Here is a 21,695-nt window from a genome sequence, read left to right on the forward strand (position 1 = left end):
ATATCGGTTATTTACTAGGAGGAGCCTGTCACAATAGGCTCCTCCTGTTCTTTTTTAGGGGGCCTGTCTTACAGGCTTTTCTTTAAAATTTAAATAACTGAAAATTAAGAACAATAATCTTTGAAAGAGGTGGGGCATACACATAACAAAAAAGGGATTGTTTAAGAGAGGGGGATAAGAAATGGTTTTGTTTGGTTATCCACTTGAGACAATTTATTTATACGGATTTATTATTGCTACTATACTCACTGTGATTTATATCTTTTTTGGGGATATATTTGAATCCATATTTAGTTTTGGAGGCGGATCTGTATCCGTTGTTACTTTATTACTTAGTTTTTTCGCTATGTTATGTGGACTTAGTTATATAGGAGAATATTTATTTTCCTTTAATAGTATTCTTATTTTCGTGGCTGCATTTGCTATATCCTTTATTGGTGTATTCATAATGAAAATATTAATTTTAAAACCGATTGCAGAAGCAGAACAAAATACTGTGCAACGTATGGATGAATTCATTGGTTGCAAGGGAGAAGTCATTACGACAATTCCTACAGAAGGATTTGGTGAAGTATTAATATCCTCTCAATTTGGAAGTAATGCAATTCCAGCTAAAACAATTGGGAAAAAAGATATTTCACAAGGAACTGAAGTTATTATTGAGGGAGTCCAAGATGGTGTTTTGCTTGTACAAAACATCGCTTATTCTTTAAAAAAACCAAAATTATAAGGGGGAATTCACATGACGATTCCATTAATTATTGGTGGAGTTTTACTCGCAATTTTAATTCTACTCATTTTAGTATTCATTACGAAGTATCGAACAGTTGGACCAGATGAAGCGTTAATTGTTACAGGGAACTGGCTTGGTGGTGGGAAAAATGTAGTTACCACTGATGATGGAAAGAAGATTAAGATTATTCGCGGTGGCGGTACATTCGTAGTGCCAATCATGCAAAGAGCAGAACCTTTAAGCTTACTAAATTACAAGTTAGAAGTGGGCACACGCGATACGTATACGAAGCAAGGTGTTCCAGTTACAGTAAATGGTGTTTCTATTATTAAAGTAGGTTCTACAATTGAAGAAGTATCGACAGCAGCTGAGCAATATTTAGGAAAAGAAACAGAAGAGTTAAAAGTAGAAGCGAAAGAAGTTTTAGAAGGCCATTTACGTGCGATTTTATCTTCTATGACAGTAGAAGATGCGTATAGTAATAGAGAGCAATTTGCTCAAAAGGTGCATGAAGTAGCTTCTACAGATTTAAAGAAAATGGGTCTTCGTATCGTTTCCTTTACAATTAAAGAAATTATGGATAAGAACGGTTACTTAGATGCACTTGGTCAGCCGCAAATTGCGACGGTTAAGCGTGATGCAACAATTGCAAATGCAGAGCGTGAAAAGGAAGCGCGTATTGAAAAAGCTCGTGCTGAGAAAGAAGCGAAAGAGGCTGAATACCAACGTGATGCCCAAATCGCTGAAGCTGAAAAACATAAAGAATTAAAAGTACAATCTTATAAGAGAGAGCAAGAACAAGCTCGTGCAGATGCAGATCTTTCTTACGAATTACAACAGGCGAAAGCACAACAAGGTGTTACAGAAGAGCAAATGCGCGTTAAAATCATTGAGCGTGAGAAACAAATTGAATTAGAAGAAAAAGAGATTGCGCGTCGTGAAAAGCAATACGATGCAGAAGTAAAGAAAAAAGCAGATGCAGATCGCTATGCTGTTGAGCAATCAGCGGAAGCAGAAAAAGTAAAACAAATGAAAAAGGCAGATGCGGATCAATATAAGATTGAAGCTGAAGCGAGAGCACGTGCGGAAGAAGTACGCGTGGAAGGTTTAGCGAAGGCGGAAATCGAAAAAGCGCAAGGTCAAGCAAAAGCGGAAGTACAAAAAGCACAAGGTACGGCGGAAGCAGATGTTATTAGGTTAAAAGGTTTAGCAGAAGCAGAAGCGAAACAAAAAATTGCAGAGGCATTTGAGTTATATGGCCAAGCGGCAATTATGGATATGGTACTTAAAATGCTTCCAAGTTATGCGAAGGAAGTTGCCAGTCCACTTAGCAACATTGATAAAATTACAGTTGTCGATACAGGCGGCGGTGGTAAAAATAGCGGCGCCGGAAAAGTTGCAGGTTATGCGACTGATTTAATGGCAACGATGCAAGAAACATTAAAAGCTTCTTCTGGCATTGATTTAAAAGAGTTATTAGAAGGATTTGCTGGAAAAGGAGCAGTACAACAATTATCAAACGATAAACCTGTTGTATCAGTAGCAGAAAATGAGAAAAAAGAAGTAGCAAAAGATAAAGAATAGTATAGTGGGTGGAACCTCTAGTAAGTGAGATACTAGAGGTTCTTCTGTGAATTGTTCGAATAATTTACATTTTAATATATTGTTTTAATTATTTAATTTATATAGAATGAAAAAGGTATGTATTAATTCTTTAATAGAAAAAGAGATAAAGAGTTGATACATTTTAATCGTATAATTTATATAAAGAAATTAAATGTAAGGTAATTACATTTAAAACGGTATGGAGGGGTAGAAATATGCTTCAAGGGAAATTAAGGAGAAGTAGTTTAAAAGCAAAGTTACTTGTGTCATTTGTTATCATTTTAGTTCTTCCAAGTATTGTAATTGGTTGGACGCCTTATCAACAAGCGAAGACAAATTTTAACGAAACAATTTTACAATCAGCGGAAGATAACGTAAAGATTTTAAATAATGTTATTAATAAAGAGATAGACAGTAAAAAGGTAGACGCAGTATATTTTACAAAGTTATTTAACGGAGTAAGTTACGGAACTGATCAGCTTCAAAATGTGCAAAATAAATTAGAAGAATATAATAAATTACATCCAGAAATAGAAGCAATTTATACGGGGGCTAGTACGGGACAATTTATTCAATCACCGTCTATTCAAATGCCAGATGGGTATAATCCTACCGAAAGAGATTGGTATAAAGAAGCAGCGAAAAAAAGCGGAGAAGTGGTTATCACAGCCCCATATAAGTCAAGTACAACAGGGAATATTGTTATTACAATAGCAAAACAAAATGAGGATAAGAGCGGTGTTCTCGGTATTGATTTAATTATTAATGATATTGTAAATACTTCAAAAATGGTCAATATCGGCAAAAAAGGATATGTAGCAATCTTCGACCAATCTAAACATGTAATAGCACATCCGACGATGAAACCGGGTGACAAAATAGAAGAAAAACTGGAGAAGGAATTGTACAAACAGGAAACAGGTGATTTTAAATTCAAACTCGATGGTGATGATCGCAATATTACCTTTATAACAAATAAGCAGACTGGATGGAAAATAGCAGGAATTATGCCTTCAAAAGAAATTATTGAAGCAGCTAATCCTATTTTCTATAAAACGCTAACTGTTATTGGTATTTCATTAATAATTGGTGGGATTTTAATTTACTTCATAATTGCTTCTATCATTAGTCCGTTAAAACAACTTGTTATATCATCGAAAAAGATTAGTGAAGGCGATTTAACAGAAACAATTACAGTTCATTCTAAAGATGAAATTGGACAGCTAGGAGAAAGTTTTAACGAGATGGCGACATCATTACATCAGGTCATTTCTAATATAAATACTTCAGCAAGTCACGTGGCGGCATCTTCAGAAGAATTAACAGCTAGTATGAAGCAGACAAGTGAAGCGACGGAACAAATTACACAAGCAATAGAGCAAGTGTCGAGCGGGGCTGAAATACAAACGAAAGAAGTTGAAGAAGGTGCAACATTATTAGAAGAAGTTACAGAAGGAATTCAGCGTGTTGCAGATAGTTCTTCATTAGTATCCACAGCATCTATGTATACGAAGAAAAAGGCTGAAGATGGTGGAAAGTTAGTTGAACAAACTGTGAATCAAATGCAATTAATCCATGAGTCTGTTTCACAATCAGATAAAGTTATTGTTTTGTTAGATGATAAATCAAAACAAATTGGAGCAATCCTTGAGGTGATTCAACATATTGCAGAGCAGACAAATTTATTAGCGTTAAATGCGGCAATTGAGGCTGCGAGAGCTGGAGAGCAAGGAAGAGGATTTGCAATTGTAGCAGATGAAGTACGAAAATTAGCTGAGCAATCAGGACAGTCTTCTACGGAAATTGGAAAACTAGTGAAAGAAATCCAATTTGATATCAAGGAAACGGTAAGTTCTATGAAGCTAGTTGGGACAGAAGTACAATCAGGGCTTGTAGTTGCAAATGAAACGAAGCAAAGCTTTGCTGAAATATTGAAATCTACAGATGATACAGTTGTACAAATTGATAACATGGTAGAAGTAGCGAAGCAAATGACAGTAGATGCAAAACAAGTTAGTGCATCAATTAATGAAATTGCAGCTACGATTGAAGAAAATGCAGCAAGCGTTCAAAATATTGCTGGTTCTTCAGAAGAACAATTAGCTTCAGTAGATGAAATCAATGCAGCAGCAGTTCATTTATCACAAATGGCAGAAGAATTACAGGAGATGATTGGTAAGTTTAAAGTGTAATAATGATTGTTAAGAAACGAGGTAATAATTTTACTTCGTTTCTTTTTTATGAAGAGAAAAAGAAAGAAATATAGAGTAACCGTGTTATGATTAAGTATAATTAAAGAGACTGTATATTCTTTAAATTCTATCTTTAATCATGTTAGGGGAATGGTTTTGAAATTTAAAAAATTAAAACTCCAACCGAGAATCACATTAACTATTAGTACACTTATTCTTGTTGTACTTATGCTAACGAGTTATTTATTTTATTACATATTATCTGAAACGGTAGAAGAGCAAATTGGCAAAAGAGCTTTGCATGTTGCGAAAACAGTTGCTGCTATACCAGAAATCAAGGAAGCTTTTCAAACAGAAAATCCAGCTTCTATTATTCAACCGATTGCGGAAAAAATTCGAATTGATACAGATGCTGATTTTATTGTAGTTGGAAATAAAGAAGGGATTCGTTATGCACATCCTAGGAAAGATAAAATAGGAGAAGCAATGGTTGGCGGAGATAACAAAGGAGTTTTATTAGAAGGGAAATCTTACGTTTCGAAAGCAACTGGATCATTAGGCCCTTCATTACGCGGAAAAGTTCCAATCCGTAATCAGGAAAATGAAATCATTGGTGTGGTATCTGTTGGATTTTCAATGGATGATATTCATGGAGCGGTAGAAGTGTATGGAAAGCGTGTGTTTTGGATTACAATAATAGGTCTATTAATTGGAGTAATCGGCTCTATATATTTAGCTGGCAGTATAAAAAGAATGATGTTTGGGATGGAGCCAGAAGAAATTTCATCTTTATATGAAGAGCATAGTACAGTGATTCAATCTGTACGTGAGGGGATTATTGTCATTGATCAACATGGCATAATTAGTTTAGTTAATCAAGCAGCCTATGATATTCTTTCGCTAGATGAACAACGAAATATTATTGGAGAATTTATTTTAGATATAATTCCTAATTCAACGATATTAGATGTACTTCAAACTGGTGAAGAACAGTTTGACCGCCAATTAAATATAAAAGGGCAGGCTGTTATTGCGAACCGTCTACCCATTAAAGTAAAGAATAAAGTAACTGGCGTTGTATCGAGCTTACGTTTGAAATCTGAAATGGATCAGTTAACAGCAGAATTATCTCAGACGAAGCAATATACAGAGGCATTACGAGCGCAAACGCATGAATATAACAATTTGTTGTATACGCTTTCAGGTCTTATCCAGCTAGAATTATATGAAGATGCTTTGGAGCTTATTCATAAGGAAACAGCGGTATATCAAGATTTTGTTCAATTTATTATGAAACGAATTCAAAATCCATGGTTAGGTGGGATTTTAATTGGATTTTATAATAGAGCAAGAGAGTTGAAGATTGATTTTATGCTAGATAGAGAGAGTAGCTTAGACAAATTAAGCCCGCATATTGAGAGTAATTATGTCGTTTCTATTTTAGGAAATTTAATTACGAATGCATTTGAAGCGATTGAAAGAAATGAAGAACATGATAAGAAAGTAAGAATGTTTGTAACTGATATCGGAGAAGAAATAGTCATTGAAGTGGAAGACTCAGGACAAGGGATTCATGATGAGGTCATTACTAGCATATTCTATAAAGGCTTCTCGACGAAAGAAGGCGAGAAGCGAGGATATGGATTAGCAAAGGTGAAAGAGTTAGTAGAAGATTTAAATGGAAGTATCGCAATCGAAAAAGGGGATTTAGGTGGTGCATTGTTTATTATTGCATTACCAAAAGAGAGAGGCGAATTGTAATGGGTGAGGAGATTGAAGTATTGATTGTAGAAGATGATATTCGAATTGCAGACATTCATCGTCGTTTTACTGAAAAGATTGAGGGATTTAAAGTAATTGGAACAGCGACGACTGGGGAACAAGCGAAAGAATGGCTAGATCTTGTGAAGCCACAGCTCGTTTTATTAGACGTGTACTTACCTGATATGCAAGGAACGGAACTTGTCACATATATTAGACATAATTTACATGATACAGATATTATTATGATTACAGCTGCATCGGAAACAGATGTAGTGAGGCACGCCCTGCGAGGTGGAGTAACAGATTATATCGTAAAGCCACTTATGTTTGATCGATTTAAAACAAGTTTGGAAAATTACCAAAAAAAGCTTGTGCAGTTAAAGAAAAATAACCAATTATCTATCGAACAAATAGAACATTTATGGTCTCAAAGAGGCGTAAAGGGAAATGAAATAGAATATGCCCCGAAAGGTATAGACCCCTTAACTTTAGCAAAAATAAAAAAGCATATGTTAACAGTGAATGAAGAAGGTATTACTGCGGAAGTGCTAAGCTCAATGGTCGGAGTAAGCAGATCGACAGCGAGGCGTTATTTAGAATATTTAATATCAGGAAAGAAAGTTCATGCGGAGCTTATATATGGGAGTGTTGGGAGACCAGAAAGAAGATATTTTCTTATTCCTTCATAATAAAAAACAGTAGAGGATATATGTCCGCTACTGTTTTTTTATTTTATATTGGAATAACCCCAATTAAAATTCCAGTAATCAACATTACCATTGTCGTTCCAACTGCCCACAATAAAGTGAAGCGTTGATGTTCACCAAAATCAACTTTGGCCATGCCGACTAATAAATAAGTGGATGCGACAAGAGGACTTAATAAGTGAACAGGTTGCCCGAGTAAGGAAGCACGTCCCATTTCAGCCGCACTAATTCCATAAGTAGCAGCAGCTTTCGTTAAAATAGGTAGTACACCGAAATAAAATGCATCATTGGACATGAAAAATGTGAATGGCATGCTAAGAAGGGCTGTAATAATTGGTAGTTGTGGTCCAAGAGCGTCTGGTATAAGAGTTACTACACTTTTAGCCATTGCATCTACCATTTTTGTTCCTGATAAAATCCCGGTGAAAATCCCAGCGGCAAATACGAGAGAAACAACTGCTAATACGTTTCCTGCGTGAGAAGCAATACGCTCTTTCTGTTGCTCTAAGTTCGGATAGTTAATCATAACAGCAATAGCGAAAGCGATTGTAAATAAAACAGGTAATGGCATAACTTCTAGTATAAGACAGACAAGTAAGGTAGCAGTTAATAAAAAGTTAATCCATAGAAGTTTAGGGCGCTTATGAACAGCAGCTTCTACTGTTGCAGCTTGCTCATCTGTTGTTTGCATTTGTTTTAAATATTGTATATCCATAATTCCTAAACGTTTTCTTTCTTTTTTTCCAAGATAGTAAGCAACGAAAACTACCCAAAGTGCACCAGCAATCATTCCTGGTATAAGTGGTGTAAAGAGCTCTGATGCGTCTAGTCCAAGTGCACTCATAACACGAGCTGTCGGTCCACCCCACGGTGTAAGATTTGTCACGCCTGCACCTAACATAACAACCCCAGCTAATATAAGTGGATTCATTCCAAGGCGTTTATATAGTGGGTACATTGCGGAAACAGTAATCATATACGTTGTCGTTCCATCCCCATCTAATGAAACGATAATTGTAAGAATCGCTGTACCAACAACAATTTTTAAAGGATCTCCTTTTACAAATTTCAAAATCCTACTAATGACAGGATCAAATAAACCGCTATCAATCATAATTCCAAAATATAAAATAGCAAACATAAGCATAATACCAGTAGGTGCTAGTTTTTGAATGCCCTCTAACATCATAGGTCCCATGTTTGCATAAAAGCCTCCAATTAATGCGAACGTAATTGGAATTAATATTAATGCTACTAGTGCTGACATACGTTTTGTCATAATTAAAAACATAAAGACAAATACCATTGCAAATCCAAGTAGTGCTAACATGTAATCTCCCCCTCAAAAATGATTGCGCTTTCAAAATAAAATAAAAATTCAGAAAAAGGTTTTTTGTTTATCATAAAAGCATCTATCTGAATGGTAAATAATTTGAAAAATAACATCATTAGAAGCATAATTTTTATTTTGGTCATTTTGTTCACGGGAGTTAATTTGAATTTTTAAAAAGTAAGCTGCTCTCCATAAGAATGGTAGAATAAGATGACAATATTGAAGTGTGAAATAGGGAGTAGATTTTATATGAAAACAAGAATGGAAGAGATTTGTAGTTCTTATGAAGGAAAAGTAGAAGAGATTTTTGTTAATGAATCTTCTTACGTATATGAGTGGGAAAAATTAATGATGATCCGAAAAAATAACGGTGAACTTGAAAAGGTTGCAGTCGGCATCAGTGGAAATATAAGATTAGTAAATGTAGTTGTTGGGCAGCAAATTCATACAGATACATTATTAATTAAAATAGAAGATGATTTAGTAATTACAGGTTGTGAATGATGAGAGGTGTGTAGAGAGGACTACACATCTTTTTTGTTCCATATATTACAAAAGACACATCATTTTTTCACAAATCGCACACAAGTTTTTGATATGCTCCTTGTAGAAGATACGGTTAGGGAGGAAATACAATGAGAACAAAGTATGTGATGCTTGCTATATGCTTATTCTTTGTCTTTACAATTGTAGGATGTGGTAAGAAACAAGCGGAGGCTGTGGCAATTGATGAGAAGCATGATAAGTGTGATATTTGCCAAATTGGGGTAATGGATAATCAATTTGCAACAGAAATCATTTTAGAAAATGGAAAAGCATTAAAGTTTGATGATATCGGTTGTATGTATAAATGGATGGAGATTAATCCAGGTGAAAAGACGAAAGAAAAATTTGTTCGAGATTATGATTCGAAAGATTGGGTTTCGTTAGAAGACGCTACTTATGTATATGATAAAACAATTACAACACCAATGGCTTATAATGTCATTTCATTTAAAAACAAAAAAGATGCAGAGAGCTTTGTATCTAACTATAAGGGGAAAGTTCTCTCGTATAAAGAGCTAGCAGAGCATAAATGGGAAATGAATAAAGAAATGATGGGGAACACGAAAAAGGGAAATCACGGTGGGCATCATTAATACTAGAAAAAGACAACTGCATAGTTGTCTTTTTCTAGTATTATTCAGGTGCAAATATAGAAAAGGTGTAAAATTTTTAGAAGAACGGTTACAATGGAATGTAGTGACCTAAAGCAATCATCTATGTACTTTTTAGAAATGTATACAAATGCGGTAAAATCGTGCTAAACTAATTGCTTCATAATGTTAATGATGAGGCCAGCAGGCGTATCATGCCAATAGGTTGAGAAACATAGTATAAGTTTAAGATAATCCGATTAAAGAAGGAATATAAAGGGCTTATGGATAAATGTACTCAAGAAGAGTTATTGTATGTGATGGAGGAATGGTTAAGAAAACATTATCTTTCATAGGAGCTGTAGTTGTGAGAAAACAAAAAATTTTATTATGTATGTTATTAGGACTTTTAATGACGGTAGTAGCTTGCGATAAGCAAGAAGAGCCAGAATCGAAACCGGTTCATGTGAAAAATGAAAAGAAAAAAGAGAAGCATAAAGAACAGGAAGAATCTAAAGAAGAAAAAAGTATAAATTTAATGGACAAACAGTTGCTACTTTCTGCCACTCTTGGAGATACAGAAACAGCTATGAAGTTGATCCAAGATGGAGCGAATATAAATGTAGAAGGTGACAACGGAGAAACACCTGTCCTTGCAGCAACGTACCAAAATCATGTAGAGACAGTGAAAGCATTAATTGGTGCAGGTGCTAATATTGAAATTAAAGATGAGAAACAAAGTAATCCACTTCTTTATGCGAGTAGAGAAGGCTATACGGATATTGTAAAAGTATTAATTAATGCAGGAGTTAATACGAAAGAAACGACTAAGTCAGGTGGAACAGCACTTATTTCTGCATCTGAGCGTGGCCATGTAGAGGTCGTAAAAGAATTGTTAGAGCATACAGATATTGATGTCAATTATAAAAATGCTCGTGGTGGAACAGCTTTAGTAGAAGCAATTGTATTAGGAAATGGTAGTGAAAATCATAAGAAAGTAATTCAAATGCTTATTGACCACGGGGCAGATGTAAATATGGCCAATAAGGAAAATATTACGCCACTGCAATATGCTGAAAAAAGAGGTTTTAAAGATATTGCAAATATGTTGAGGGTAGCTGGAGCGAATGAAGTAGTACAGCCACAACCGCAACCGGTAGAATAACAAGTATGAAATAATCCCATTTAGATAGACAGAATGAAGAAGTCATTGAGTATGATGGATTCAGTAATGTGTATGTAAATGGGATTTTTGTTTTGGGCATGAAAAATAGATTATGAATGGTATATGGAGTAACTAAAGAGAATATAAATGAGGCTCTCAGAACTTGATTTAATAGCAATTCAGGTAGAGGTTTTATTTGTTCATAATTAAGTAGGAAAAATGAAATATGTAAATGAACAAGGAAATCCGAAAGCACCACGCTGTTTTCTTGGCAGAACTCGTGAAGGGAGTATAACGAGATATCATTGTGATCTGGATGATGAAACGGTAGGTAAGATTGAGAAATTAATTCGAGAACCTTCAAATCATATAGAGATAGCAAAGATTATCCATGTATTAAATGAAGAAAGAACAGTAAAAAATATTTGGATGGGCCCTGCTTTCATGTTCTCTAATAATTTACATAAGCCAACTAGAACAATACAGATAACAGAGAAGAATAAAGAGCTTTTGCGAGAAAATTTTCCTAATCTAATAGAACAGATGGAGTGGAGGCAACCTTACTTTGCAATTGTAAAAAATGAAAAGGTAGTTTCTATATGTTGCAGTGCTAGGAGTACACCTGTAGCTGCTGAGGCGAGTGTGGAAACTTTAGCGGAGTTTCAAGGGAATGGGTATGGTACTGATGTTGTTACAGCCTGGGCGATATCAATACAAGAAGAAAACTGCATTTCACTTTATAGTACTTCTTGGGATAATTATGCCTCACAAGAAGTTGCGAGAAAACTAAAATTGATTAACTATGGAATGAATTTGCATATTACTTAAATTTTAAAGATAGTTGTTTGCTGTTGGGGGTTATTCGTATATCTAGATTAATGTTAAGAAAATATGGTGAATATTAACATTCGATTAACAGCTAATTAACAATCTATCAAAACTGACTTAATAAATGCATACTATAGTAAAGGTAACAAAATAACTAGGGTAGAGAACATTTGAGAACACCCGCTTACATATAACGTGCCACTTTCTTAGGTGTGCTCTATTCCCTAGAGTTCAAATAAGGAGAAAGGTGTTCTATGTAAGTAGGTGTTTTTAGTTTGGATAAAAACAGAAAAGCTAGGTGGAATGAATGTTTAAAGAACCTTATATTGCGATGATAAAGGATTGGAAAGGATACAACACATACAAAAAATTACCGAAAACAGTTTTTCTTATGACGGGTTCAATGCTGGAGTTACCAGAGCGTGTATATGAATTACAGAAACATGGACATGATGTCTTTCTTCATTGTGATTTTATACAAGGTTTAAATACGAATACAGAGGAAGCACTTTTGTATATTCAAGACGTTATCGGAGCACAAGGTATTATTTCAACAAAAGGATCGACAATTCGAAATGCCAATAAAATTGGATTAAAAACGATCCAACGTATTTTTATTGTCGATACTTTATCTCTTACAAAATCAATTGAAAATTGTAAAACGACTAAACCGAATGCAGTAGAGATTATGCCTGGTATTATGCCTTCCATTATTAAGCAGTTAGCGGAGGAAATAGAATTTCCTATCATTGCAGGCGGACTGATTCAAACACGAGAAGATGCGGAAATTGCTATTCGTGCAGGCGCAAGTGCAATTTCAACGAGTCATTATGAAGTATGGATACAAGAAGAAAAAAGGAGTGCAACTTTGTGATTGAATTGAAAAATGTTTCAAAGGTATATAAAAATGCAGAAGAGACAGCGGTTAAGGGGGTATCGGTTCACATTAAAAAGGGTGAGTTTTTTGTTTTAGTTGGGCCTTCAGGATGTGGGAAAAGCACATTATTACGAATGATCGCTGGCCTAGAAGAAATTTCTTCAGGGGATTTAATTATTAATGAACGTGTTGCAAATGATTTAGAGCCGAAAGATCGTAATCTATCAATGGTATTTCAAAATTATGCACTATACCCACACTTATCTGTAGAAGAAAATATTTTATTTGGACTTAAGGTAAGGAAAGTACAAAAAGAAGAGCGGCAAAAGAGATTAATGGAAGCTATTGAAATGGTAGGGCTGAAAGAGTATGTGAAAATGAAACCAGGTCAATTATCAGGTGGACAAAGACAGCGTGTTGCGCTTGCTAGAGCGATTGTGAGCCAAGCACCGATTTGTTTAATGGATGAACCACTTTCGAATTTAGACGCGAAATTACGTGCGCAAATGAGAATTGAAATTAGAGAAATTCAGCAGCGTTTAGGAATTACAATGATTTACGTTACTCATGATCAAATAGAGGCGATGACTATGGGAGATCGCATCATGGTTTTAAATAAAGGAAGCATACAGCAAGTTGGAACACCGCTTGACATCTATAACGAACCAGCAAATGAATTTGTTGCAAGTTTTATAGGGTCTCCTTCGATGAATATAAATGATGGAGAAGTAAACAAAGAAAAAGGTGTATTACATATAGGGCAATTGCAAATTCCGTTATCTATTGGACAGTTAAAGCAATTACCAGAAGGAATAATTCGCATAGGCATGCGTCCTGAGCATATTGCCCTGTCTGAGGAAGGACAAGAAGTTACATTGCAATCTGTAGAAGTATTAGGCAACGAATCTATATTAAACTTCGCAATAAATGGAACAACTTGGAGTGCAAAAGTCATTGGACAGCTAATCCTGAACAAAGGTGACAAAGTAAAATTATTATTCTCACAAGATAAGTTATGCTTCTTTCATCAAAATACGAATGAACGATTAAAAGTGGTAGCTGAAGAAGAGTTGAAAATGGTGGCGAAATAATGATTGAAGTAGGCAAGTTACCAGCCCAAGCAAAGGTGGCAAAAAAGAAGAATTTATGGAGTAGAACGAAAGATTTAAGAATAGGATTATTATTTTTAGCGCCATCTATTTTATTGTTCTCGATTTTTCTTTTTTATCCATTATTTAGGACGATTTACTATAGCTTTTATTTAACAGATATACACGGAGAAGCTAATCTTTTCGTTGGCTTAGAAAATTATCAATACTTATTTTCTGATCCTGCTTTCTACAAAAGCATAAAGTCAACTTTATTATTTGTTGTATATACAGTGCCTACGAGTATTATACTCGCTTTATTTCTTGCATTGATTGCAAATGGAAAAGTAAGAGGTATTGGGGTATTCCGTGTGTTATTTTCTTCCACAATGGGAATATCAGTAGCTGCTAGTGCAGTGATTTGGTTATTTTTATTTCATCCAAGTGTCGGGTTATTCAATAATATATTAGCTTCTATGAATCTTCCTGCAATTGCATGGTTAACGAGTCCGGACTGGGCACTATTCTCTGTATCAGTTACAACGGTTTGGGTGAATACAGGATTTGCATTTTTAGTTATATTAGGTGGTTTACAAAACATTGATACGTCTTTATATGAGAGTGCATCTATAGATGGTGCTAGCTATTTATATAAGCTTCGTCGTGTTACATTACCGATGTTATCACCAACTTTATTCTTTATCGTGACAGTAACGTTAATTAGTGCGTTCCAAAGCTTTGGACAGATTGATATTTTAACGCACGGTGGACCGAATGATGCAACAAATTTAATTGTATATTCGATTTATAAAGAGGCATTTGTGAATCATCAATTTGGGACAGCAAGTGCACAAGCGATGGTACTATTTGTTTTCATTTTCATTGCTACATTACTTCAATTTAAGTTTGCTGAGAGAAAGGTGCATTATAAATGATCGTTAAACAGTGGAAACAAAATTTCCTGCTATACATGCTGCTCATAATTAGTGCAGTAATGGTATTTTTTCCTGTGCTGTATGCGTTTTTAATAAGCTTTATGACACCAGACGATATTCAAATGAGAAGGATATTTCCAACTCAATTTACTTTTGATAATTTCATTAATATTTTTCAGAAAGTACCACTTTTTACATATTTATATAACAGCTTAGTTGTATCGACAGTTGTTATGATTGGACAACTTATCGTGTCAAGCTTAGCGGCGTATGCTTTCGTCTTTCTTCAGTTTAAGGGAAGAAATCTTATTTTTTTCCTGTTTATTTCAACGATGCTTATTCCGTGGGAAGCGACGATGGTACCTAACTTTTTAACGATTCAAAACTTTGGCTGGATCAATAGTTTCGCTGGGATGACAGTGCCGTTTTTTGCAACAGCTTTCGGTATTTTCTTGTTACGCCAACATTTTATGACACTTCCGAATGAACTGAAAGAAGCTGCTTTTATTGAAGGGATTGGAAATGTAAGATTTTTGTTCAGCGTTGTAATTCCGTATTGTAAAACGAGTTTTATTACGCTTGGCGTATATAGTTTTTTAACAACATGGAATATGTACTTATGGCCACTTTTAGTGACCACTGATGAAAAGGTAAGAACAGTCCAAATTGGTGTGAAGCAGCTTCAGTCTCAAGAAGTTGCAACTGATTGGGGAAGCGTAATGGCAGGTGTTACGGTTATTGTAATTCCAACATTAATTTTACTATTTGTAGGGCAAAAGCAATTACAACAAGGGTTAACAAAAGGTGCAATTAAATAACGAAAAGAAGGTGAATGTAAAATGAATTTAGTTAAAAAAGGTGCTGCTCTATTAATGGCAGCAACAATGGCATTATCTAGTGCCGCTTGTTCAACTAGTAAAACGGAGGAGAAACCTGAAGCACAGGCAAAAGTAGCGCCAGTTGAAAAGAATGGTGATAAAACGGTAATTCGTTTTTGGCACGCGATGGGTGGAAAAACACAAGGGGTATTAGAGGGACTTGTTGCGGACTATAATAAGTCACAAAATAAATACGAGATAAAGCCAGAGTTCCAAGGGACATATGAAGAGTCTTTAACGAAATTTAGAACGATGTCTGCTACGAAAGAAGCGCCAGCTCTTGTTCAGTCGAGTGAAATTACAACAAAATATATGATTGATAGTAAAAAGATTACGCCAATTGATAGTTGGATAAAAAAAGATAAGTACGATACTTCAAAGCTGGAAAAAGCAATTACAAATTATTATTCAGTTGATGGAAAAATGTATTCTATGCCATTTAATTCATCTACACCAGTATTAATTTATAATAAAGATGCTTTCGCAAAGGCGGGCTTAGATCCAGAGAAAGCTCCAAAAACATATGCGGAATTGCAAGAAGCAGCGAAAAAGTTAACGATTAAAGAAGGCGGAAATGTAAAACAATATGGATTTTCAATGCTGAATTATGGTTGGTTCTTTGAAGAATTGTTAGCGACACAAGGCGCTTTATATGTAGATAATGAAAATGGTCGTAAAGATGCTGCAAAGAAAGCTGTATTTAACGGTAAAGAAGGACAGAAAGTATTTGGGATGCTAGATGAGTTAAATAAAGCTGGTGCACTAGGAAAGTATGGAGCAAGTTGGGATGATATTCGTGCCGCGTTCCAGTCTGGACAAGTTGCTATGTATTTAGATTCTTCAGCTGGTGTTCGCGACTTAATTGATGCATCTAAGTTTAATGTAGGCGTGTCATATATTCCATATCCAGAGGATTCGAAACAAAATGGTGTTGTTATTGGAGGAGCATCATTATGGATGACGAATATGGTTTCAGAAGAAACACAACAAGGTGCTTGGGACTTTATGAAATATTTAACGAAGTCAGACGTACAAGCAAAATGGCATACTGCAACAGGTTATTTCTCTATTAATCCAGATGCATATAATGAACCATTAGTAAAAGAGCAATATGAAAAATATCCACAGTTAAAAGTAACAGTAGATCAATTGCAAGCGACGAAACAATCTCCAGCAACACAAGGTGCTTTAATTAGTGTATTCCCAGAATCACGAGATGCAGTTGTAAAAGCATTAGAAGCAATGTATGACGGAAAGAATAGTAAAGAAGCGTTAGATGAAGCTGCCAAAGCGACAGATAGAGCAATTAGCATTTCAGCTCGTACGAGTCAAAAATAAGAGAAAGCCGTATCCGAAAAAGGATACGGCTTTCTTTAGGAGATAAGGGATCAAAAAAATGAAGAAGTCTTATCTCTTTTATATGAGTAAAGGGTCTAGAATGAATCTTGTCCTTTTCATTATTTGTTTAACTCCATTGCAACTTGTTTACCATTTACGAAAACCTCTGCCACTGCTACTAAAACTTCCATCACTTTTTTCATTTCTCATCTCTCCTTGTTTTTTGTTTCATTTCTTACTTTTAGTATAAGGAAATATAGCAATTGCAACTATCGAATTGAATGACAAGAGACTTACATTGTTGTAAGGATAATCGTTGTATCTGTAATAAATACGGTTTTAAAATACAATTCTGAAGTTTCTGTCGTTTTGAATTATAATTAGAAAGAGGGGTGATAATATGAAAAGAATTCTTGTTATTAGTGATATTCATGGCGAAATAGAAAAGTTCGAACAGTTATTAGAAGAAGCTCAATACGATGCAAAAAAGGATCAACTAATTTTATTAGGGGATTATGTAGATCGTGGTCCAAATGCACGTGCAGTAATTGAAAGGGTAAAAGAGTTAAAAGAAGATGGAGCCCTCGTTCTAAAGGGAAATCATGAAGATATGATGATTAAGGCGTTAACGACTGATGAGGAACGTTCATGGAACCATTGGGTAAAAAGAAACGGTGGAGATAAGACTTTATACAGCTATGGATTTGTAGAAGAAGATATTGTAGTTAATGAGGAAGACTTCCAAAAACCGATTTTACAATCGCATGTTTTAGAAGAACATGTAAAGTTTATTCAAGAATTAGATCATTACATTGAAACAGAAAAGTATATATTTGTACATGCTGGTGTTGAGCCATTGAAACGGGTTTCTGAATGTGAACCATATACGTTAATGTGGATCCGTAATGAGTTTCATAATGGATATAGCGGTGAAAAGGTTGTTGTATTTGGTCATACGGAAACAAAAACGCTTCACGGTAGTGAGAATTGCGGCGTGTATTTTGGTAGTAATCGAATTATTGGAATTGATGGCGGTGCTGTATATGGCGGCCAGCTAAATTGTTTAGAATTGCCGAGTAAAAAGGTGTACGTAATAAAAAGTTGAAAGAGATAAGGAGAATCTTATTTCTTTCAACTTTTTATTAAGCAAAATTTAAGGAAGAGTTTTTATAATTAATCTTTAAAATTCTATATCAAGAAAAAGTGTAGAAAGAACGAATTAAAAATGAAGTTACAAAATATGATTATATTCTTTTGTTAGGAAAAGCAGGAATGTGATTATAAATAGAATTGAATGATATGGTGGAAGGTGAGAATATGCGCTTACTCGTAGTAGAAGATAATGCTTCCTTATTAGAGTCTATTGTCCAAATATTACGCGACGAATTTGAAGTAGATACAGCATTGAATGGAGAAGAGGGGTTATTTCTAGCGTTACAAAATATATATGATGCAATTTTGCTTGATGTGATGATGCCAGAGATGGATGGTTTTGAAGTAATTCAAAGAATACGTGATGAAAAGATTGAAACACCAATCCTGTTTTTAACAGCGAGAGATTCTTTAGAAGATCGGGTGAAGGGATTGGACTTTGGTGGAGATGACTATATCGTTAAGCCATTTCAGGCTCCAGAGTTAAAAGCGAGAATTCGTGCTTTACTACGCAGAAGTGGTAATTTAACAACAAAGCAGACTATTCGATATAAAGGGATTGAACTGTTCGGAAAAGATAAAGATGTTCAAGTAGATGGACAAAGTATGAAGCTAACATTAAAACAATATGAGCTTCTAGAGTACCTTGTTCAAAATAGCGGAAAGATTTTAATGAGGGAACAAATTTTTGATCGTGTTTGGGGATTTGATTCAGATACGACAGTGGCAATTGTAGAAGTGTATGTACATCATTTACGTAAAAAATTAGAGCCATTCGGTTATCAGAAAGATATTCAAACCGTTCGAGGTATTGGATATATATTAAAAGAACAATGAAAAAGGGAAGTATGTTTCAGAAGACGCGCATTCGATTGACTATATTGAATTCATTAGTATTTATCATTTTGATAGGCGTATTAGGTAGTATCATTTATTCTTACACATATAAGCGTATTTATAGTGGAGTAAATGAATCGATAGAAAAAGCCGTTCAACATAGAAAGAATGCAGATGATAAAAAACTACCTAAAAAAATTAGGGGATATCCTCCAATTGGGGATCCAAGGATAATGGAGTTAACTTGGATAGGAAACACAGTGGAGATAGGTGTTGAAAACGGTAAACGTCGTATTATCTTTGAAGGCAATTTGGAAAAGTTTTCGCCAAAGAAATTAGGGATTTTGCAAGATATAGAAGTGCAAGGACTATATTTTAGGACGTTTGTATTTCAACAAGATGGAAAAATAGTTCAAATCGTACGCGATATAACAGCTGAAGAAGAAATGTTAAATACTTTATTTCTAATTCTTACTATAGGTTGTAGCATAGGAAGCCTCTGTGCAATCGGTATCGGCTTTTTCCTAGCTGGTAGGGCACTTGTACCTATTCAAAATTCATGGGAAAAACAGCAGCAATTCGTTTCTGATGCGTCACATGAACTAAGGACACCGCTTGCAGTTATTCAATCAAAAACGGATGTTTTATTCCAGTCACCATCCGCTACGATAGAAGAAAAAGCGATGGATATTTCTACAATTTCAAAAGAATGTAGGCGGTTATCAAAACTCGTTAGTAATTTATTATTGCTAGCACGCTCTGATTCTAATCAAATTGAGATGGATAAGAAAACATTTGAACTCGATAAATTGTTAGAAGAAATAGTAGCTCCATATAAGGAGATTGCTTCTTATCAAGAAAAAGAAATGATATTAAAAGTAGAACGTGGCGTATCTTTTATGGGTGATAGAGAGCGGATTCATCAAATGATGGTCATACTGTTAGATAATGCGATGAAGTATACGAACGAAGGCGGTCATATTCAAATCAATTGCACGCAAACGAGTAGTTCAATTCGTATACAGGTGAAAGATGACGGGATAGGAGTGAAAGAAGAAGATATTCCGAAATTATTTGATCGTTTTTATCAAGGGGATAAAGCAAGAAGTACGTCAGAAGGAGCTGGATTAGGTCTTTCAATCGCAAATTGGATTGTAGAGAAACATTACGGAAAAATATCAGTAGAGAGCAAATGGGAAGAGGGCACTTGTTTTGAAGTGATTTTCCCTAAACACCAAAGAATATAAGTGAGAAGACGATCTTGTTTTTACAAGGTCGTCTTTTTTTAAGGGAAAGTTAAGAAACTATTTTTAACATGTATTCTATACGGAAAGTTCGCCCTATAAAGAAGCGATTATAAAAAGGTATTTGAGTAGATTACATCGATCATAATGTTATTTCGATTATGAATAGGGAATGATGGAAAAGAAAGTGTAAGAGGGAGGAAGTAATTTTGAAAAAGAAAATGATGATGGTATTCACTATTGGAGTAATGAGTTTAAGTATATTAGGGGGTGCCTCTCCTTCTGAAACATCAAAGGGAAAGACAGATTACAAGCAGCGCAGCAAAGAACAATTAAACAACGGAAAGATACATGCTGTGCATACAGAAGAAAAGGCGGAGAATTTAGGGATTGAAACGGCAGGGAAAGAACAAATTACGTTAGAAAAAGAAATCCATGAGACGGAAGTAGGAAGAGAAGCGAAGCAGCTAGGAATTTCAAGTGAAGGAAAAGATGTTGGAACTCTTTCAGAAGAAATCTATGAAACAAAAGTGAAGCAAGAAGCGTTAAAGCTAGGCCTATCAATAGAAAACACATCAATTGTAAATTTGATTACTCAAATTAATACGATTAAAATTAGCGATGAAGCGGATAAATTAGGTATTTCAACAAATGGAAAAGAAATAGAGGACATTGCGGAAGAAATCTATGGAACGAAAGTAAGAGAGGAAGCAGGGAAGTTAGGTATTTCACAAAAAGGAAAAGAGATAGAAGAGTTAGCACAAGAAGTATACGAACAAAAAGTGCAAGAAGAGGCAAAAAAATATCATATTGATTTATATGGTAAAGATATATATCAAGTATTAAGTGAAATTAATGAACAAAAGGTGTTACAAATGGCAGATGAGCTTAATATCGATAAAACGAATATGAATGCTCAAGAACTAGCAGAAAAAATAAAAAAAGATCAGCCTGAAAAAGGAAAAGAACTAAATTTTGTACCGGTGATTCGCACGGATGCTGACGCGTTTTATTCTTATTTAACAAACTAAGAAAGGCGTGAGAGTGATACGAAGGTTTAAGTGGTATATATGTATAGCATTACTAGCTATAGCAGTATGGAATGTATATACAAATGGAATTACAAAGTATATGGAAAAGTTAACATTCTTCAATATACAAAGTGAAAAAGAAGCGGAGTTTAGTAATAATGGTGAAAAGGTCATCTTATCAAATGTACCTTTCATTCAGCAGTTACCAGAGTTAGATAGAGGCTGTGAAGTGACGAGCTTAGCGATGATGTTACAATACGCAGGTATTACAGTGGATAAGATGAAATTAGCAAACGAAATAAAGAAAGTTGATTTTATGAACGATGGTGTACGTGGGAATCCGAATGAAGGATTTGTAGGAAATATTTATACCTTTTCTGAATCAGGATATGGTGTATATCATGGACCACTTTTTCAATTAGCGAAAAAGTATTTACCTAACAAAGCTGTGGACTTAACAGGGAAGAGTATAGAAGAGCTTTATAAGAGTGTAAAATCAGGACAACCGGTAGTCATGATTACGAATGCAACATTTGCGCCATTAGATAAAGATGAATTTACTACATGGGAAACAAATAGTGGAGATGTTTCTATTACGTATAATGAACATTGTGTAGTACTTATTGGATATGATAAGGAATTTGTATATATTCGAGATCCTCTAAGTGATAGTTTAGATGTAAAAGTACCGAGAGAAAGTTTTGAAAAGGCATGGGTGCAAATGGGGAGTCAGGCGATTAGTTACATATAAGATGGGTAAATAAAAGGAAGGAGGCTGATAAAATGTACCCTATAGAATAGACACTTAAAAAAAAGTCTATTCTATAGGGTCTTTCTTGTATAATGAGAGAA

The 21,695-nt window shown here is 34.8% G+C and carries 20 protein-coding genes and 1 pseudogene; 20 read left to right on the forward strand and 1 reads right to left on the reverse strand.

The genetic code is table 11. From position 1 onward, the window contains the following. The first annotated feature begins 181 nt into the window (after window positions 1-181). The 6 genes and pseudogenes from PDQ33_RS16930 (at window position 182) to PDQ33_RS16950 (ending at window position 6,983) form a co-directional block, all read left to right on the forward strand. Window positions 182-730, forward strand: coding sequence for an NfeD family protein (locus tag PDQ33_RS16930; RefSeq protein ID WP_000242441.1), 549 nt, complete (start codon window positions 182-184; stop codon window positions 728-730). Window positions 731-742: 12 nt separating this feature from the next. Then, window positions 743-2,317 carry a flotillin family protein gene (locus PDQ33_RS16935; protein WP_000155026.1) on the forward strand — a complete coding sequence of 525 codons (1,575 nt, stop codon included), beginning with the start codon at window positions 743-745 and terminating at the stop codon, window positions 2,315-2,317. Window positions 2,318-2,553: 236 nt separating this feature from the next. Continuing rightward, window positions 2,554-3,591, forward strand: a pseudogene (locus PDQ33_RS29200) (HAMP domain-containing protein); the annotation flags it as partial. 78 nt (window positions 3,592-3,669) lie between these two features. Then, window positions 3,670-4,530, forward strand: coding sequence for a methyl-accepting chemotaxis protein (locus PDQ33_RS29205; protein ID WP_372465204.1), 861 nt, complete (start codon window positions 3,670-3,672; stop codon window positions 4,528-4,530). A 150-nt stretch (window positions 4,531-4,680) separates the two neighbouring features. Further along, the gene (locus PDQ33_RS16945; protein ID WP_076872788.1) at window positions 4,681-6,291 is read left to right on the forward strand and encodes an ATP-binding protein; all 1,611 of its coding nucleotides are present in this window, start codon (window positions 4,681-4,683) and stop codon (window positions 6,289-6,291) included. Continuing rightward, complete coding sequence (locus PDQ33_RS16950; protein ID WP_000503455.1) at window positions 6,291-6,983, forward strand: response regulator; 693 nt, start codon at window positions 6,291-6,293, stop codon at window positions 6,981-6,983. Before PDQ33_RS16945 ends, PDQ33_RS16950 begins: the two co-directional genes overlap by 1 nt. 43 nt (window positions 6,984-7,026) lie before the next feature. Here the strand turns inward: PDQ33_RS16950 and PDQ33_RS16955 are convergent, their stop codons facing one another. After that, a complete protein-coding gene (locus tag PDQ33_RS16955) occupies window positions 7,027-8,331 on the reverse strand; it encodes a CitMHS family transporter (protein WP_000880454.1) in 1,305 nt (434 codons plus the stop codon). A 252-nt stretch (window positions 8,332-8,583) separates the two neighbouring features. On the opposite strand from PDQ33_RS16955, the gene PDQ33_RS16960 reads away from it, so the two are divergent. The 14 genes from PDQ33_RS16960 to PDQ33_RS17025 all read left to right on the forward strand — a co-directional run bounded on the left by PDQ33_RS16960 (window position 8,584) and on the right by PDQ33_RS17025 (window position 21,594). Beyond that, window positions 8,584-8,838, forward strand: a complete 255-nt coding sequence (locus PDQ33_RS16960) for a hypothetical protein (protein WP_000857644.1) — start codon at window positions 8,584-8,586, stop codon at window positions 8,836-8,838. A gap of 131 nt (window positions 8,839-8,969) precedes the next feature. After that, window positions 8,970-9,473, forward strand: a complete 504-nt coding sequence (locus PDQ33_RS16965; protein ID WP_001259404.1) for a nitrous oxide reductase accessory protein NosL — start codon at window positions 8,970-8,972, stop codon at window positions 9,471-9,473. A gap of 289 nt (window positions 9,474-9,762) precedes the next feature. Beyond that, a complete protein-coding gene (locus PDQ33_RS16970; RefSeq protein WP_000287348.1) occupies window positions 9,763-10,635 on the forward strand; it encodes an ankyrin repeat domain-containing protein in 873 nt (290 codons plus the stop codon). Between the two features lie 219 nt (window positions 10,636-10,854). Continuing rightward, window positions 10,855-11,463 (forward strand): GNAT family N-acetyltransferase, encoded by a 609-nt coding sequence (locus PDQ33_RS16975; protein ID WP_000878391.1) that lies wholly within the window; start codon window positions 10,855-10,857, stop codon window positions 11,461-11,463. Window positions 11,464-11,770: 307 nt separating this feature from the next. Then, complete coding sequence (locus PDQ33_RS16980) at window positions 11,771-12,337, forward strand: glycerol-3-phosphate responsive antiterminator (RefSeq protein ID WP_000472009.1); 567 nt, start codon at window positions 11,771-11,773, stop codon at window positions 12,335-12,337. Next, entirely contained in the window at window positions 12,334-13,431 is a 1,098-nt protein-coding gene (locus PDQ33_RS16985) for an ABC transporter ATP-binding protein (RefSeq protein WP_270756307.1), read from the forward strand. The genes PDQ33_RS16980 and PDQ33_RS16985 overlap by 4 nt, the downstream gene beginning before the upstream one ends. Beyond that, window positions 13,431-14,363, forward strand: a complete 933-nt coding sequence (locus PDQ33_RS16990; RefSeq protein WP_000573565.1) for a carbohydrate ABC transporter permease — start codon at window positions 13,431-13,433, stop codon at window positions 14,361-14,363. The genes PDQ33_RS16985 and PDQ33_RS16990 overlap by 1 nt, the downstream gene beginning before the upstream one ends. Continuing rightward, complete coding sequence (locus tag PDQ33_RS16995) at window positions 14,360-15,181, forward strand: carbohydrate ABC transporter permease (protein WP_000635932.1); 822 nt, start codon at window positions 14,360-14,362, stop codon at window positions 15,179-15,181. The genes PDQ33_RS16990 and PDQ33_RS16995 overlap by 4 nt, the downstream gene beginning before the upstream one ends. Window positions 15,182-15,202: 21 nt before the next feature. Beyond that, a complete protein-coding gene (locus PDQ33_RS17000; protein WP_001055008.1) occupies window positions 15,203-16,579 on the forward strand; it encodes an ABC transporter substrate-binding protein in 1,377 nt (458 codons plus the stop codon). Window positions 16,580-16,979: 400 nt separating this feature from the next. Beyond that, window positions 16,980-17,684: a metallophosphoesterase family protein gene (locus PDQ33_RS17005; protein ID WP_000821958.1), complete on the forward strand. Its 705-nt coding sequence runs from the start codon at window positions 16,980-16,982 to the stop codon at window positions 17,682-17,684. 212 nt (window positions 17,685-17,896) lie between these two features. Continuing rightward, the gene (locus PDQ33_RS17010; protein WP_001238631.1) at window positions 17,897-18,568 is read left to right on the forward strand and encodes a response regulator transcription factor; all 672 of its coding nucleotides are present in this window, start codon (window positions 17,897-17,899) and stop codon (window positions 18,566-18,568) included. Window positions 18,569-18,579: 11 nt separating this feature from the next. Continuing rightward, a complete protein-coding gene (locus PDQ33_RS17015; RefSeq protein ID WP_416241338.1) occupies window positions 18,580-19,815 on the forward strand; it encodes a sensor histidine kinase in 1,236 nt (411 codons plus the stop codon). Window positions 19,816-20,021: 206 nt separating this feature from the next. Further along, complete coding sequence (locus PDQ33_RS17020) at window positions 20,022-20,843, forward strand: transporter (RefSeq protein ID WP_076872790.1); 822 nt, start codon at window positions 20,022-20,024, stop codon at window positions 20,841-20,843. Window positions 20,844-20,856: 13 nt separating this feature from the next. Further along, window positions 20,857-21,594 (forward strand): C39 family peptidase, encoded by a 738-nt coding sequence (locus PDQ33_RS17025; protein ID WP_000621157.1) that lies wholly within the window; start codon window positions 20,857-20,859, stop codon window positions 21,592-21,594. Window positions 21,595-21,695: the final 101 nt, after the last annotated feature.

The sequence above is a fragment of the Bacillus cereus group sp. Bc031 genome, assembly GCF_027716265.1.
GTDB lineage: Bacteria > Bacillota > Bacilli > Bacillales > Bacillaceae_G > Bacillus_A > Bacillus_A paranthracis.

Coding starts and splice junctions, on each gene's coding strand:
- PDQ33_RS16975 (WP_000878391.1), top strand. CDS start 10,855: ATGAAATATGTAAATGAACAAGGAAATCCGAAAGCACCACGCTGTTTT.
- PDQ33_RS17015 (WP_416241338.1), top strand. CDS start 18,580: ATGTTTCAGAAGACGCGCATTCGATTGACTATATTGAATTCATTAGTA.
- PDQ33_RS17000 (WP_001055008.1), top strand. CDS start 15,203: ATGAATTTAGTTAAAAAAGGTGCTGCTCTATTAATGGCAGCAACAATG.
- PDQ33_RS16960 (WP_000857644.1), top strand. CDS start 8,584: ATGAAAACAAGAATGGAAGAGATTTGTAGTTCTTATGAAGGAAAAGTA.
- PDQ33_RS16965 (WP_001259404.1), top strand. CDS start 8,970: ATGAGAACAAAGTATGTGATGCTTGCTATATGCTTATTCTTTGTCTTT.
- PDQ33_RS16950 (WP_000503455.1), top strand. CDS start 6,291: ATGGGTGAGGAGATTGAAGTATTGATTGTAGAAGATGATATTCGAATT.
- PDQ33_RS16995 (WP_000635932.1), top strand. CDS start 14,360: ATGATCGTTAAACAGTGGAAACAAAATTTCCTGCTATACATGCTGCTC.
- PDQ33_RS17010 (WP_001238631.1), top strand. CDS start 17,897: ATGCGCTTACTCGTAGTAGAAGATAATGCTTCCTTATTAGAGTCTATT.
- PDQ33_RS16955 (WP_000880454.1), bottom strand. CDS start 8,331: ATGTTAGCACTACTTGGATTTGCAATGGTATTTGTCTTTATGTTTTTA.
- PDQ33_RS16990 (WP_000573565.1), top strand. CDS start 13,431: ATGATTGAAGTAGGCAAGTTACCAGCCCAAGCAAAGGTGGCAAAAAAG.
- PDQ33_RS16980 (WP_000472009.1), top strand. CDS start 11,771: ATGTTTAAAGAACCTTATATTGCGATGATAAAGGATTGGAAAGGATAC.
- PDQ33_RS17005 (WP_000821958.1), top strand. CDS start 16,980: ATGAAAAGAATTCTTGTTATTAGTGATATTCATGGCGAAATAGAAAAG.
- PDQ33_RS16945 (WP_076872788.1), top strand. CDS start 4,681: ATGGTTTTGAAATTTAAAAAATTAAAACTCCAACCGAGAATCACATTA.
- PDQ33_RS16970 (WP_000287348.1), top strand. CDS start 9,763: ATGTACTCAAGAAGAGTTATTGTATGTGATGGAGGAATGGTTAAGAAA.
- PDQ33_RS16930 (WP_000242441.1), top strand. CDS start 182: ATGGTTTTGTTTGGTTATCCACTTGAGACAATTTATTTATACGGATTT.
- PDQ33_RS16935 (WP_000155026.1), top strand. CDS start 743: ATGACGATTCCATTAATTATTGGTGGAGTTTTACTCGCAATTTTAATT.
- PDQ33_RS29205 (WP_372465204.1), top strand. CDS start 3,670: ATGAAGCAGACAAGTGAAGCGACGGAACAAATTACACAAGCAATAGAG.